Raw genomic sequence first — 14,896 nt, 5'->3', positions numbered from 1 at the left:
TCGGATATCCGTCATGACCCAAGTCTCGCTCGATCCGTCGAGCTCCCGATCTGCTGCGCCCATCGCGGGCGGGCTGACCGGGGCCATGCTTGGCCGGGCGCTCGGCGACGCTGTCGTCAAGCTGAACCCGACCCGGCTTCTCAGAAACCCGGTGATCTTCGCCACCTGGATCGTCGCAGCCCTGGCCACTGTTTCAGCGGTCGCCGCCGTGGCGATGGGGCAGGCGGCAGGCTTCGCCGTCCAGCTGGCCCTGTGGCTGTGGGCCACGGTGCTGTTCGCCAACGTCGCCGAAAGCATCGCCGAGGGGCGGGGCAAGGCGGCGGCCGACAGCCTTCGCGCCTCACGCGTCACCACCAAGGCCAAGCTGATCGTCGATCCTAAGACCGGCACGCTTGTCCCGACCCCGGCGCATGAGCTGGAGATCGGCGCCATCGTCCTGGTCGAGGCCGGCGACGTCATCCCCTCAGACGGGGAAATCATCGAAGGCGTCGCCTCGGTCAATGAGGCCGCCATCACCGGTGAGAGCGCCCCCGTCATCCGTGAAAGCGGCGGCGACCGCTCGGCCGTCACGGGCGGCACTACGGTTGTCTCCGACTGGATCAAGGTGCGCATCACCTCGGCGCCCGGCTCGACCTTCCTTGATCGCATGATCGCCATGGTCGAGGGCGCGGACCGTCGCAAGACGCCGAACGAACTGGCTCTGTCGGTGCTGCTGGCCGGTCTGAGCCTGATTTTTCTGATCGCGGTCGCGGCGCTGCTGGGGCTGGGCGCCTACTCAGGGATCAGGCTGGATCCCATCATTCTGGGCGCCCTGTTCATCACCCTGATCCCCACGACGATCGGGGGCCTGCTGTCCGCCGTCGGCATCGCCGGTATGGACCGGTTGCTGAAGGTGAATGTTCTGGCCACATCGGGCCGCGCGGTGGAGGCGGCAGGCGACGTCGACACCTTGCTGCTCGACAAGACCGGCACCATCACCTTCGGCAACCGCATGGCGACCGAGGTCATCCCCGCGCTGGGCGTCCGTCCCGAGGCGGCCATGCGCGCGGCGGTTATGGCCTCGCTGACCGACGAGACGCCCGAAGGCCGCTCCATCGTCGAGCTGGGCCGCAACGCGGGCGTGACGGGCGATATGCCGGAAGGGGCGAAGACCATTCCCTTCACCGCCGTGACCCGCCAGTCAGGACTGGAAGCGGACGGCTGCTCGTGGCGCAAGGGGGCGGTGGACGCCGTGCTGAAGGCGCTGGGCGTGGCCGAGAGCGCCGCTCCGGCCGAGTTTCGCGCCGCCGTGGACCGCATCGCCCGCTCGGGCGGCACGCCCCTGGCCGTGGTCGAGGACGAGGCCCTGGTCGGCGTCATCCACCTGAAGGACGTGGTCAAACCGGGGGTGAAGGCGCGCTTCGCCGACCTGCGCCGCATGGGCCTGCGCACCGTCATGATCACCGGCGACAACCCGGTGACGGCGGCGGCCATCGCGTCCGAGGCCGGGGTCGACGACTTCCTGTCCGAGGCCACGCCCGAGGACAAGATGCGTCTGATCAAGGCTGAACAGGCCAAGGGGCGTCTGGTCGCCATGTGCGGCGACGGCGCCAACGACGCGCCCGCTTTGGCTCAGGCTGACGTGGGCGTGGCCATGCAGACCGGCGCCCAGGCGGCCCGCGAGGCCGGCAACATGGTCGATCTGGACTCTGACCCGACCAAGGTCATCGAGATCGTCGAGGTGGGCAAGCAACTGCTGATCACGCGCGGCGCCCTGACCACCTTCTCGATCGCCAACGACGTGGCCAAGTATTTCGCCATCATCCCGGCGATGTTCGTGGTCGGACTGCCGTCGCTGGCGGCGCTGAACGTGATGAAGCTGTCCAGCCCGGAAAGCGCCATCCTATCGGCCGTTATCTTCAACGCCCTGGTCATCGTCGCCCTGATCCCGCTGGCGCTGCGCGGAGTGAAATACCGCGCTGTGGGGGCGGGCAAGCTGCTGGGCCGTAATCTGCTGATCTACGGCCTGGGCGGTCTGATCGCGCCCTTCATCGGCATCAAGCTCATCGACATCGTCATCTCCGCCTTCGGCCTGGCCTGAGGGGAAGGAAAGCATCATGCGTAAACGCAACTCCACCAAGGTTTCGGGCGCCAACGACGCCCTGTTCGGCGGGGCCTGTCTGGTCGCCATCATCGCCCTGGGCCTGTGCAGCAGCTCGGCCGAGGCCCAGGAAAAAGCCGGACCTGACATCGCCTTCAACGCCGCCGCAGCCTCCGATTATGTCCTCCGAGGGGTCAGCCAGACCGAGAGCGATCCGGCGATTTCCGCCGGGGTCGATGTCACCCAAGGCCTGTTCTACGCCGGGGCCTGGGCCGGGAACGTCTCCTTCGCCGGTGACGGCGACACCGACGCCGAGATCGACCTCTACGCTGGCGTCCGGCCCGAGTTCGGCGGCTTCAACTGGGACTTCGGCGTGGTCAGCTACTTCTACGCCGGCCAGCCGGACGGCGCCGATTACGACTATGTCGAGCTGAAGGCCGCTGCCTCGCGCGCCGTCGGTCCGGCGACCCTGGGGGCGGCCATCTACTGGTCGCCCGACTTCTTCGGCGCGTCCGAGGACGAGGCGACCTACGCCGAGATCAACGGTGCGATCAGCCCGGCGGACAAGTGGACGATCTCGGCGGCGGCGGGGCGTCAGTGGGTGTCGTCCGACTTCGACTACGTCACCTGGAACCTAGGCGCGGCCTATCAGCTGACCGATCATCTGGCGCTGGACGTCCGCTATTTCGACACCGACGAACACGACTTCGGCGACGCCTATGACAGCCGCGCCGTGGCCAGTCTGAAGGCGGTCTTCTGATGCTGAACCATATCCGTCCGGCGGTCGTGATGATCGCCCTGTTCACCGGCGTTTTGGGCGTTGCCTACCCCCTGGCCGTGACCGGCGTGGCTCAGGCGGCCTTTCCGGGTCAGGCGAACGGCAGCCTGGTCCGCGACAAGGCGGGCCAGGTGGTGGGTTCGGCCCTGGTCGGCCAGTCCTTCGCCCAGCCCGGATACCTGCACCCGCGTCCTTCGGCGGCCGGCAAGGGTTATGACGCCGCCGCCTCGTCCGGCTCTAACCTCGGCCCGTTGAACCCCGATCTGATCGCGCGGGTGAAGACGGACGCCGACGCCTTGCGGGCCGAGACGGGGAAGGCGGTTATCCCCGCCGACGCCGTGACGACCTCGGCTTCGGGCCTCGACCCGCATATATCTCCGGCCTACGCTGAGCTCCAGGTCGCCCGCATCGCCAGTGCGCGCGGGGTAGGAGAGGCGCAGGTGCGCGAGGTGATCCGACAGCATGAGGAAGGCCGCACCTTCGTGCTGGGCCAGCCGCGCGTCAATGTGCTGCTGACCAATATGGCGCTCGACGCCCGCTTCCCGCATCCCGCGGAGGGCTGATGGCGACGCCTGCTGTCACGACGGACAGGACCCCGGCCGCCCCGCGCAAGCGTGGGCGGCTGAAGGTTTTTCTGGGCATGTCGCCCGGCGTCGGCAAGACCTATGAGATGCTGCGCGCCGCCCGCAGGCGTAAGGCCGAGGGCGACGACGTGGTCGTCGGCGTGGTCGAGACCCACGGCCGCAAGGAGACCACGAGCCTGCTGCGCGGGTTGGAGGTCATGCCTCGCAACCCCATCGCCCACCGCGAACGGACCCTGCTGGAGTTCGACATCGACGGGGCCATGACGCGACGGCCCGACCTGCTGCTGGTCGACGAATACGCCCATTCCAACGCCCCCGGCTCGCGCCATCCCAAACGGTGGCAGGACGTGGAGGAGATTCTGGACGCCGGGGTCGACGTCTGGACCACCCTGAACGTCCAGCATCTGGAAAGCCTGTCGGACGTGGTGCTGCGCATCACCGGCGTCCGCCAGCGCGAGAGCGTGCCCGACAGCGCCCTGTCGCGCGCTGACGACATCGAGGTGGTGGACATCACCCCCGAGGAGCTGCGCAAGCGGTTGACCGAGGGCAAGGTCTATGTGCCCGAGACGGCGCGGCTGGCCTCGGACAACTTCTTCAAGGTCGAAAATCTGACGGCCCTGCGCGAACTGGCCCTGCGTCGCGCGGCCCAGACGGTGGACGATCAATTGACCGCTCGCCTGCGCGAGCAGGGGATGACCGGGCCGTGGGCGGCGGGCGAGCGGATTCTGGTCCTGGTCGCGGGCGACGCCGTGGCCGCGCCCCTGGTTCGCGCGGGGCGGCGGTTGTCGGACATGATGATGGACGCGCCCTGGACCGTGGCCCATGTCGACCGCCCCTCGGGCGCGCGACACGGTGTCGGCTCGGCGGGGAAGTTGTCGGATGCGCTGAAGCTGGCGGAACAGCTGGGCGGGCGCACCGTGGTGCTGTCCGGCGACGACGTGGTGCGCGCCGTCATGGATCATGCCCATCAGAACAACGTCACCCAGATTGTCCTGGCCAAAAGTCGCGACAGCCGCCTGTCCGAGTGGCTGGGCCGGTCGCTAGCCGCGGAACTGCTGCGCCAGGCGCGCGGCGTGGCGGTCCATGTCATCACCGACGGGGCCGATCTCGAGGACAAGACGCTGCGCGAGCCGCGTCTCCGTCTGACGGGCGGTTGGCGCGGCTACGCCGTGGGGGCGGCCATCGTGGTGGCGGCGACGGGCTTGGCCCTGCTGCTGGACCGGATGTTCGAACGGGTCGACCTGGGCGTCATCTATCTGTCGGCGGTGCTGGCGGCGGGGGTGCTGTACGGCCTGCGTCCCGCCCTGGCGGCGGCGACGGTCGCCTTCCTGACCTACAACTTCCTGTTCCTGCAGCCGAAATACAGCTTCTCCATCGGCTCGCCCACCGACGTCCTGACCCTGATCGTCTTCTGGGCCGTGGCCCTGACGGCAGGCTTTCTGGCCGGGCGGGTTCGTGAGCAGGCGCGGGCGGCGCAAGGCCGGGCCTCGGCCGTCTCGGCTCTATTGGCGGCCAGCCAGCGCCTGACCGGCGTCGGCGACCGGACAGCCGCCGCGCGCATCCTGGCCGAACAGACGGCCGCCGCCGCCGGGGCTGGAGCCGTGGTCCTGCTGCCGGTCGAAGGCGAACTGAGCCTGATCGCCGCGGCGCCAGGCAAGCCCGAACTGGACGCAGAGGCCATGGCCGCCGCGCGCTGGGCCTGGGAGAAGGGCGAGCCCGCCGGTCACGGCACCGGCACCCTGCCGCAAGCTCGCTGGACCTTCCGGTCCTTGCAGGGGGTGCGCGACCGCGCGGGCGTGGCCGGGATCGAGGCGGCGGCCCTGTCGCCGGGTTCGGACGAGGAGAAGCTGGCCCTGGCCCTGCTGGATCAGGGCGCCGTGGCGGTTGAGCGCGCCGACCTGGCCGGTCAGGCGGTGGAGACCGAAACCCTGCGTCGCACGGATCGGTTCAGGGGCGCTCTGATGAACTCGGTCAGCCATGACCTGCGCACGCCCCTGTCCACGGTCCTGGGGGCCTCGACCACCCTGATCGACCTCGGCGACAAGCTGAAACCCGAGGTTCGCGCCGACCTGCTGCTGTCGATCCGCGAGGAGGCCGAGCGGCTCAGCCGCTATGTCGGCGATCTGTTGGACATGACCCGGCTGGAGGGCGGGGGTCTGAACATCCGCGCCGACTGGGTCGACGTGCGCGACGTGCTGAACGCGGCGGGCAAGCGGGTGGCGCGGCGTCTGGGCGAGCGCAGGATGACCCGCGACTTCCCGGTCCAGCTCAGCTTGGTCATGGTCGATCAGGGGCTGTTAGAGCAGGCGCTGGTCAACATCCTCGAGAACGCTGTCGCCTACAGCCCCGATGGCTCGACCATTGAACTGGCCGCCTATGAGGACCGGGGATCCGTGGTCATCTCCATCGAGGACGAGGGCAAGGGCATCCCGACTGCCGAACTGGAACGGGTCTTCGACAAGTTCCGCCGCATGGAGGAGCCCTCGGACCGGACCAAGGGCGCGGGCCTCGGCCTAGCCATCGCCAAGGGCTTCGTCGAGGCCATGAACGGCCGTATCGCCGCCGTCAGCCCCATTCAGGATGGAAAGGGCACTCGTATCCTGATCAGCCTCCCCAAGGCCGTCGTCACCCACCCGAGCCTGCTCTAGACTTTCTTCATGGCTGCTGTCCGCCCCCAGATTCTCGTCATCGACGACGAGCCTCAGATCCACCGCTTCCTGTCCCCGGCGCTGGACGCCGCAGGCTATGAGCCGCGCCGCGCCGACAGCGGGCAGGAGGGCCTGCGCGGCATTGCCCTATGGAGCCCCGACGCCGTCGTGCTGGACCTCGGCCTTCCCGACATGGACGGCAAGGACGTGCTGGCCAGGGCCCGCGAATTCTACGCTGGGCCCATCATCATCCTGTCGGCGCGCGACAAGGAGGCCGAGAAGATCGCGGCCCTGGATCTGGGCGCGAACGACTATGTCGAAAAGCCCTTCGGCGTCGGCGAACTTCTGGCCCGGGTCCGCGCCAATCTGCGCCAGGCCGCGCCGCGCCTTGAGTCGACCGGGCCGCTGACGGCAGGCGAGGTGGTCATCGACCTGGAGCGCCGCCTGATCACCCATGCTGGCGCCGCTGTGCGTGTCACGCCCAAGGAATACGACGTCCTGGCCTATCTGGCCCGCAACGCCGGCAAGGTCGTCGGCCACCGCGACCTGCTGACCGCCGTCTGGGGTAAGGCCCACGCCGACGACACCCAGTACCTGCGCGTCGTCGTAGGCCAACTGCGTCAAAAGCTGGAATCTGACCCCGCCCAGCCCCGCCTGATCGTCACCGAACCGGGGGTTGGCTATCGGCTATTGGATTGATCAACACCTCAAGGCACGACTTCGGATCGCAATCGAACTGGTGTTCCCTTCGCATAATATATCTTAGGCGATTTTATGGTATCTGCCTTCACAGGTCGTCGATGTTGGCCTCTGCTGCGCTTTGGGCCTCATGCTTGAGCCAGGCGGCGAACGCCCTTGCCGGCGCTGATGCGCCGCTGCGCTTGGTCAGGACGTAGTAAGCCAGGTCCGTAGTCAGAGCGCCGTCAGCGAAAGGCGCCACCAGCCGGCCGGACGCAAGATCTTCAGCGACAAAGGCGTACGGCGCCAGGGCCACGCCCTGACCATGAGCCGCCGCTTCAATGGCCAGGGCCGTCTGATCGAAACGCGGCCCGGCCTGGGCGTCGATGTCCGTCAGTCCCCGGGCCTTGAGCCAGGCCGCCCAGTCCGGGCGCGGTTCTTCCAATTCGCTGGGCCGCAGATGGATCAGGACGTGGCGCGCCAGGTCCGACGGCCGACGCAAGGCGTTGTCGCCCATGGTTAACGAGGGCGCGCAGACCGGCGTCACATCGGCGTTCAGCAACCTTTCCGAGCGCACGCCGGGATAGTCGCCCCGTCCGTAACGGACCGCAACGTCGACCCGGCCGCCGCTGACGTCAGCCAGCCGCATGTCGGCCGACATCCAGACCTCGATTTCAGGATGCGCTGCCGCGAAACGGGCAATGCGCGGCGCCAGCCATTTAGAGGCGAAGGACGGCGGCACGCTGACCGCCAGGGCGTGGCGGCGGTCGGGCCGATAGAGCAGGTCCCCTGCCCGTTTCAGATAGTCGAACCCGTCGCGCAACAGCGGATAGAGTTCGGCGCCCAGCTCCGTCAGCGCAATCTGACGACCTTCGCGATGGAACAGCGGGGCTCCTGCGTGCTCTTCCAGAATGCGGATCTGCTGGCTGATGGCGCCGGGCGTGACGGATAGCTCTTCGGCGGCGCGGGTGATGTTGAGCCGACGGGCGGCGGCCTCGAAAGCCTTCAGGGCGTTGAGGGGCGGAAGCCGGCTGTCGACGGCGGGGTCCTTGCGGCGGGTCATCAGCGCATCCAGTTCGGCGTCGGCAGGCCGCGAGCGCTCAGGAACGCCGGGTCATAGATCTTGCTGGCGTAGCGCTGACCGGCGTCGCACAAGACGGTCACGAGGGTATGGCCGGGCCCCATATCCCGCGCCATGCGGATGGCGCCGGCGATGTTGACGCCGCTCGAGGGACCGAGCGACAGCCCTTCCTCGCGCACCAGGCCGAAGAGGATCGGCAGGAACTCCGCATCCTCGATGCGATAGGCATGATCGACCGAGAGTCCGTTCAGATTTCCGGTGATGCGATTGACGCCGATCCCTTCGGCGATTGAACCGCCCTCGCCTTTCAGCACGCCCTCGGTAAACCAGCTGTAGAGGGCGGCGCCCGGCACGTCGGCCAGTCCGACCTGCAGGCCCGGATTGCGCTCACGAAGGTAGGCTGAGGTTCCCGCCAGAGTGCCGCCCGAGCCGACGGCGCAGATGAAACCATCGACGCGGCCGTCCGTCTGCTTCCAGATTTCCGGCCCTGTGGCTTCATAGTGAGCCTGGCGATTGGCCGGATTGTCGAACTGGTCGGCGTAGAAGGCGCCGTTCAGCTCGCTGTCGTTCAGTTCCTCGGCCAGACGGCGCGAGAAGTGGACGAAGTGGTTGGGGCTGGCAAAGGGCGCCGGATCGACCTCGATAAGGCGGGCGCCGTGCAGGCGTACGGCCCGCTTCTTTTCTTCCGTCTGGGTGCGCGGCATGACGATGACGACCGGATGGCCCAACGCCGCCCCGACCAGGGCCAGGCCCACGCCGGTGTTGCCCGCCGTGCCTTCGACGATCGTTCCGCCGGGTTTCAACGCGCCCGAGGCGCGCGCCGCGCGGATGATGCTGAGCGCGGCGCGATCCTTGATCGAGCCGCCGACGTTCAGGAACTCGGCCTTGCCCAGGATTTCGCAGCCGGTCGCCTCAGAGGCGCGCTTGAGGCGCACCAAGGGCGTGTTGCCGATCAGGCCGAGGACGTCAGGCGCGACAATCATGGAAAATCCGAACCATGGGGAGGAGCGATCCTCTTAGCCACAGTTCAGATTTTCTAACAACCGCCCTAGATGTGGATCACGCGGCCATAGGCGTCCAGAGCGGCCTCGTGCATGGCCTCGGACATGGTCGGGTGCGGATAGACGATGCCGTGGATGTCCTCCTCGGTCGCTTCCATGGTGATGGCGGTGACGTAGCCCTGGATCATTTCGGTGACGTCGGCGCCGATCATGTGAGCGCCGATCAGGGCGCCGGTCTTGGCGTCGAAGATGACCTTGACGAAGCCTTCAGTCTCGCCCGCCGCGATGGCCTTGCCGTTCACCTTGAACGGGAAGCGGCCGATCTTGACCTCGCGCTTCTCGGCCTTGGCCCCCTGCTCCGTCACCCCGACCGAGGCGACCTGCGGCTGGGCGTAGGTGCAGCCCGCGATGGGCGAATGGACGTTCGGCGTCTTGTAACCGGCGATGTGCTCGGCGGCGTGGATGCCTTCATGCGAGGCCTTGTGGGCCAGCCAGGGCGCGCCGGCGCAGTCGCCGATGGCGTACAGGCCCTTCACATTGGTCTGGCAGTGGCTGTCGGTCTTGATGTGGCCGCGGTCCAGTTCGACGCCCAGCGCCTCCAGACCGATGCCGTCGGTGTTGGCGGTGATGCCGACGGCCGAAATACAGACCTCGGCCTCCAGGCTTTCAGCCTTGCCGTTGACTTCAAGATCGACCTTCACGCCCTTGGAATCCTTGGAGACCTTCGTCACCTTGGCGCCGAGCTTGAACTTGATGCCGCGCTTTTCGAAGCCCTTCTGAGCGGCCTTGGAGACCTCTTCGTCCTCGACCGGCATGACGCGATCAACGGCTTCCACGACCGTCACCTCGGCGCCGAGAGCGCGGTAGAAGCTGGCGAACTCGATACCGATGGCGCCCGAGCCGATAACCACGAAGGTCTTGGGCAGTTTTTTCGGCGCCAGGGCGTCGCGATAGGCCCAGATCTTGTCGCCGTCAGCCTCAAGCCCGATCTGCGGCAGAGCGCGGGCGCGGGCGCCGACGGCCAGCATGACGGTCTTGGCTTCGATCGTGCGCGAGCCGCCGGCCTTCAGAGCCACGACGACCTTCGGCGCAGCGGCGCCCTTCTCGAGCTTGGCCGAGCCCTCGATGACCTCGATCTTGTTCTTCTTCATCAGGAAGCCGACGCCCTGATTCAGTTGCTTGGCCACGCCGCGCGAGCGCTGGATGATGGCGTCGAAGTCGAACGAGGCGCCCGAGGCCGACAGGCCGTAGTCCTTCAGGTGCGACAGGCTTTCGAACTTCTCGCCGGACTTCAGCAGGGCCTTGGTCGGGATGCAGCCCCAGTTCAGACAGATGCCGCCCAGGTTCTCGCGCTCGATGATGGCGACCTTCTGGCCCAGTTGGCTGGCGCGGATGGCCGCGACGTAACCGCCGGGGCCCGAGCCGATGACGACGAGATCGAATTCAGCAGCCATGATCAGATCAACTTCTCGATGTCGGCCTTGATGGCCTCGGGTTCAGTCTGGGGCGAATAGCGCGCGACGACGCGGCCTTCGCGGTCGGTCAGGAACTTGGTGAAGTTCCACTTGATGGCCTGGGAGCCCAGGAAGCCGCGCTTCTGTCGGGTGAGCCAGGCGTAGAGAGGGTGGCGGTTCGGTCCATTGACCTCGACCTTGTCGAACAGAGGAAAGGTCACGTCGAAGCTGCTGGCGCAGAAGGCGGCGATTTCCGCCGCCCTGCCCGGCTCCTGCTGGCCGAACTGGTTGCAGGGAAAGCCCAGGACCTCGAACGGCGCGTCGACGAAGTCGCGGTGCAGCTTCTCCAACCCGGCATACTGGCCGGTGAAGCCGCACTTTGACGCCGTATTGACGATCAGCAACGCCTGACCGCGAAAGCGGTCCAGCGCCACGTCCGCGCCATCGATGGCCCGGGCGGAGAAGTCATAGACCGAGGTCATGACTTCACCCTCCCCTTACGCCAGCATCGCCACGGGATCTTCGATCAGCGGCTTGAACGCCTGCAGGAAGCGGGCGCCCGTCGCGCCGTCGACCACGCGGTGATCGCAGGTCAGGGTCACGGTCATGACGGTAGCCGGCACGATCTGGCCGTCCTTGACGACCGGACGTTGTTCGCCGGCGCCCACGCTCATGATGCAGCCCTGCGGCTCATTGATGATCGAGGTGAACTGCTTGATGCCGAACATGCCCAGGTTGGACACCGAGAAGGTGCCGCCCTGGAACTCTTCGGGCTTCAGCTTGCGCTCACGGGCCCGCTTGGCCAGGTCCTTGGACTCGGTCGCGATCTGGGCCAGGCCCTTGGTCTCGGCCTTGCGGATGATCGGGGTGATCAGGCCGCCGTCGATCGCCACCGCCATGGAAACGTCGGCGTTGTGATGCATGGCGATGCCTTCGGGGGTGTAGGAGGCGTTCGCCTCCGGCACCATCTTCAGCGCGAGCGCAGCGGCCTTGATGACGAAGTCGTTCACCGAGACCTTGACGCCCTGCGGCTCCAGCATCTTGTTCACCTTGGCGCGGACGGCCATCAGTTGGTCGATCTCGACGTCGATGAACAGCGGGAAGTGCGGCACGTTCTGCACGCTCTCGACCATGCGGCGGGCGACGGCCTTCTTCATGCCGTCCAGCGGGATCAGGTCATAGCTGCCGCCCGGAATGCCCATCTGAGCCAGCGACAGGGCCTTGCGCGGCTCGACTGCGGTCGCAGTCGTCGCGGCGGCCGGTTGAGCGCCGCCCTTGCCGGCGGCCTCCACGTCGCGCTTGACGATGCGGCCGTGCGGGCCGGTGCCCTTGAGGGCCTTCAGGTCCAGACCCGCTTGAGCGGCCAGACGGCGCGCCAGCGGCGAGGCGAAGATGCGGCCGCCGTCGTCAGACTTCGGTGCGGCCGGAGCGGGCGCGGCTTCGGCCTTCGCAGCCTCCGCCTTGGGCGCTTCAGCCTTCGGCGTCTCGGCCGGAGCGTCAACTTTCTTGGGCGCGGGCGCCACGTCGTCGCCGGACAGGCGGGCGATCGGCGTGTTGACCTTCACGCCCTCGGAGCCTTCCGGGACGAGAATTTCAAGAACTTCGCCTTCGTCCACGGCTTCGACTTCCATCGTCGCCTTGTCGGTCTCGATCTCGGCGATCACGTCGCCGGCCGAGACGGTGTCGCCGACCTTGACGTGCCACTTGGCCAGCACGCCCTCCTCCATCGTCGGAGACAGGGCGGGCATCAGGATATCGGTCATGCCATCACCTTCTTCACGGCGGCGACGATCTTGTCGACGCCCGGCAGGGACAGGGCTTCCAGGTTGGCGGCGTAGGGCAGCGGCACGTCTTCCTGGTGCACGCGCAGCGGCGGCGCATCCAGATAGTCGAAGGCGTGCTCGATCACGCGGGCGACCACTTCGGCGCCGACGCCCATCGGACCCCAGCCCTCCTCGGCCGAAACCAGGCGGTTGGTCTTCTTGACGCTCTCGGCGATCGTCTCGTGATCCAGCGGACGCAGGGTGCGCAGGTCGACGACTTCGGCCGAGATGCCTTCTTCAGCAAGCTTTTCAGCGGCCTGCAGGGCGAAGCCGACCATGCGGCTGTGCGCCGTGATAGTGACGTCCGTGCCTTCGCGGCGGACCTTGGCCTTGCCGATCGGAACGACGTAGTCCTCGACGTCCGGCACGTCGAACTCGTGGCCGTACATCATCTCGTGTTCGAGGAAGACGATGGGGTTCGGATCGCGGATGGCGGCCTTCAGCAGCCCCTTGGCGTCGGCGGCGTCATAGGGCGCCACGACCTTCAGGCCCGGAATCTGGGCGTACCAGGCGGAGTAGTCCTGGCTGTGCTGGGCGGCCACCCGGGCGGCGGCGCCGTTCGGACCGCGGAAGACGATCGGACAGCCCATCTGGCCGCCGGACATGTACAGGGTCTTGGCCGCCGAGTTGATGATGTGGTCGATCGCCTGCATGGCGAAGTTCCACGTCATGAACTCCACGATCGGCTTCAGGCCCGCAAACGCCGCGCCCACGCCCAGGCCGGCGAATCCGTGCTCGGTGATCGGAGTGTCGACCACGCGGCGGTCCCCGAATTCCTGCAGCAGATCCCGGCTGACCTTATAGGCTCCCTGATACTGGGCGACTTCCTCGCCCATCAGGAAGACGGCCTCGTCGCGGCGCATTTCCTCGGCCATGGCGTCGCGCAGGGCGTCGCGGATGGTGGTCTTCACCAGCTTGGCGTCGGCGGGAATCTCAGGATCACGCAATTCGACCTTGGGCTGAGCAGGCGCAGCGGCGACCGTTGCGGCGACAGGCACCTCGGCTTCAACGGCCGTCATCGGCTCAGCGGCTTTCGGCGCGGGCGCCGCAGCGCCGTCTTCGCCCGCCAGACGCGCGATCGGCGTATTGACCTTCACGCCCTCGGCGCCTTCCGGCACCAGGATTTCGAGGACTTCGCCCTCGTCCACGGCTTCGACTTCCATCGTCGCCTTGTCGGTTTCGATCTCGGCGATCACTTGGCCAGCCGACACGACGTCGCCAGCCTTGATGTGCCACTTGGTCAGCGTGCCCTCTTCCATCGTGGGGGACAGCGCCGGCATCAGAATGTCCGTCACGTATCAGGCCTCCACGTAGACGTCGGTGTAGAGCTCGGACGGATCCGGCTCAGGGCTCTCTTGAGCGAACTGTACAGCTTCGGCCACGACGGCCTTCACTTCATTGTCGATCGCCTTCAGTTCGTCCTCGGTCGCCTTGGCGGCGGCGAGAAGCATCTTGATGTGGTCGATCGGGTCTCGGGTCTTCTTGACCTCGTCCACCTCTTCCTTCGTCCGGTATTTGGCCGGGTCGGACATGGAGTGGCCGCGATAGCGGTAGGTCTTCACTTCCAGGATGTAGGGACCTTCGCCGGCGCGGGCGCGCGCCACGGCGCGGGCGGCGGCGTCACGCACGGCCAGAACATCCATGCCGTCGACCTGCTCGCCGGGAATCCCGAAGCTGGCGCCGCGTTGGTACAGTTCGGTCGTGGACGACGAGCGTTCGATGCTCGTGCCCATGGCGTATTGGTTGTTCTCGATGATGTAGATGGCCGGCAGCTTCCACAGCTGGGCCATGTTGAAGCTCTCGTAGACCTGCCCCTGGTTCGAGGCGCCGTCGCCGAAGTAGACGAAGCTGACCGAGTCGTCGCCGCGGTACTTGCCCGCGAAGGCCAGCCCCGTGCCCAGCGCGACCTGCGCGCCGACGATGCCGTGACCGCCATAGAAGCCGGTCGGTACGTCGAACATGTGCATCGACCCGCCCTTGCCCTTGGACGAACCGCCGATGCGGCCCGTCAGCTCGGCCATGACTTCCTTCGGGTCCATGCCCGCGGCCAGCATGTGGCCGTGGTCGCGATAGCCCGTGATGATCTTGTCGTAGCCCTGCTTGACGCTCTCCTGAACGCCGACGGCCACGGCTTCCTGACCGATGTACAGGTGGCAGAAGCCCCCGATCAGGCCCATGCCGTAGAGTTGGCCCGCGCGCTCTTCAAAGCGACGGATGAGAACCATCTCGCGGTAGAAACGCAGCAGGTCTTCCTTGGAAGCCTGCGGCGTGTTCGGAATCTTTTCGCCCGTGCTGGGCGAGTTTTTCTGAGCGGCGGCTTTCGCCATCCGGCATCTCCCGGCTTACACCCCTGTTTCAGGGACTCTTATCGTTACAGAAAGGGGCTTTAGCAGCCTTCGTTCCCGAAACGCAAAGCAGCCAGCCAGGCTGTAACAATAGTTCAGGAGGCGCGGGTCGCGCCACGGTTGTGGCCAGCGGGGCCGTTCAGCCGAACCACATAGTCGCGCGGGTCGGCGAAGCCGATCACCGCCCTCGCCCGCTCCTCCAGAAGATCCTTCGAGAGACTCTCGGTGCGCAGGTAGCGGACGCGGACTTCCAGGTCCTGGCGCTGCTCGGTCAAGCGCGTCAGTTGGGACTGTCGCTGGGACAGCAAAGCGTCGCGTTCACCGCCACTTAGCAGGCCGCGTTCACCCGTCAGGGCTTGTACGCCCAGATAGGCGATCAGCAACAGCAGCAGGACGGACGGCAGGTAGGGCTTCATCTGCTCGG

13 protein-coding genes are annotated in these 14,896 nt (G+C 67.1%); 5 read left to right on the top strand and 8 right to left on the bottom strand.

The annotated features are described in order from the left end of the window. Positions 1–13 precede the first annotated feature (13 nt). From kdpB to V8J38_RS08730, 5 genes are read left to right on the top strand one after another with little or no spacing between them, the layout of a single operon-like run. A complete protein-coding gene (gene kdpB, locus V8J38_RS08750; RefSeq protein WP_338574981.1) occupies positions 14–2,080 on the top strand; it encodes a potassium-transporting ATPase subunit KdpB in 2,067 nt (688 codons plus the stop codon). A 16-nt stretch (positions 2,081–2,096) separates the two neighbouring features. Next, the gene (locus tag V8J38_RS08745) at positions 2,097–2,840 is read left to right on the top strand and encodes a TorF family putative porin (protein ID WP_338574978.1); all 744 of its coding nucleotides are present in this window, start codon (positions 2,097–2,099) and stop codon (positions 2,838–2,840) included. Beyond that, positions 2,840–3,421 carry a potassium-transporting ATPase subunit KdpC gene (gene kdpC / locus V8J38_RS08740; protein ID WP_338574977.1) on the top strand — a complete coding sequence of 194 codons (582 nt, stop codon included), beginning with the start codon at positions 2,840–2,842 and terminating at the stop codon, positions 3,419–3,421. Before V8J38_RS08745 ends, kdpC begins: the two co-directional genes overlap by 1 nt. Next, entirely contained in the window at positions 3,421–6,090 is a 2,670-nt protein-coding gene (locus V8J38_RS08735; protein WP_338574974.1) for a sensor histidine kinase KdpD, read from the top strand. The genes kdpC and V8J38_RS08735 overlap by 1 nt, the downstream gene beginning before the upstream one ends. Before the next feature lie 9 nt (positions 6,091–6,099). Next, positions 6,100–6,789 carry a response regulator gene (locus V8J38_RS08730; RefSeq protein ID WP_291775168.1) on the top strand — a complete coding sequence of 230 codons (690 nt, stop codon included), beginning with the start codon at positions 6,100–6,102 and terminating at the stop codon, positions 6,787–6,789. Positions 6,790–6,877: 88 nt separating this feature from the next. Here the strand turns inward: V8J38_RS08730 and gcvA are convergent, their stop codons facing one another. The 8 genes from gcvA to V8J38_RS08690 all read right to left on the bottom strand — a co-directional run bounded on the left by gcvA (position 6,878) and on the right by V8J38_RS08690 (position 14,888). After that, positions 6,878–7,831, bottom strand: a complete 954-nt coding sequence (gene gcvA / locus V8J38_RS08725) for a transcriptional regulator GcvA (RefSeq protein ID WP_291775167.1) — start codon at positions 7,829–7,831, stop codon at positions 6,878–6,880. Next, entirely contained in the window at positions 7,831–8,832 is a 1,002-nt protein-coding gene (locus V8J38_RS08720) for a cysteine synthase A (RefSeq protein WP_291775165.1), read from the bottom strand. The genes gcvA and V8J38_RS08720 overlap by 1 nt, the downstream gene beginning before the upstream one ends. A 65-nt stretch (positions 8,833–8,897) precedes the next feature. After that, entirely contained in the window at positions 8,898–10,304 is a 1,407-nt protein-coding gene (lpdA, locus tag V8J38_RS08715; RefSeq protein ID WP_338574970.1) for a dihydrolipoyl dehydrogenase, read from the bottom strand. 2 nt (positions 10,305–10,306) lie between these two features. Further along, complete coding sequence (locus V8J38_RS08710) at positions 10,307–10,786, bottom strand: glutathione peroxidase (protein ID WP_338574968.1); 480 nt, start codon at positions 10,784–10,786, stop codon at positions 10,307–10,309. 15 nt (positions 10,787–10,801) lie between these two features. Next, the gene (locus V8J38_RS08705; protein ID WP_338574966.1) at positions 10,802–12,067 is read right to left on the bottom strand and encodes a pyruvate dehydrogenase complex dihydrolipoamide acetyltransferase; all 1,266 of its coding nucleotides are present in this window, start codon (positions 12,065–12,067) and stop codon (positions 10,802–10,804) included. Beyond that, on the bottom strand, positions 12,064–13,422 hold the full coding sequence (locus tag V8J38_RS08700; RefSeq protein WP_338574963.1) for a pyruvate dehydrogenase complex E1 component subunit beta: 1,359 nt from the start codon (positions 13,420–13,422) through the stop codon (positions 12,064–12,066). Before V8J38_RS08700 ends, V8J38_RS08705 begins: the two co-directional genes overlap by 4 nt. Before the next feature lie 3 nt (positions 13,423–13,425). Beyond that, a complete protein-coding gene (gene pdhA, locus V8J38_RS08695) occupies positions 13,426–14,454 on the bottom strand; it encodes a pyruvate dehydrogenase (acetyl-transferring) E1 component subunit alpha (RefSeq protein ID WP_338574961.1) in 1,029 nt (342 codons plus the stop codon). Positions 14,455–14,567: 113 nt separating this feature from the next. Next, complete coding sequence (locus tag V8J38_RS08690; RefSeq protein ID WP_291776129.1) at positions 14,568–14,888, bottom strand: FtsB family cell division protein; 321 nt, start codon at positions 14,886–14,888, stop codon at positions 14,568–14,570. Between the last annotated feature and the right edge of the window lie 8 nt (positions 14,889–14,896).

Origin of the sequence: Brevundimonas olei, from assembly GCF_037055245.1 — a bacterium.
Taxonomy (GTDB): Bacteria; Pseudomonadota; Alphaproteobacteria; order Caulobacterales; family Caulobacteraceae; genus Brevundimonas; species Brevundimonas olei.
Note: the sequence above shows the minus strand (reverse complement) of the source record. Positions and strands in the feature narration are given on the sequence as shown.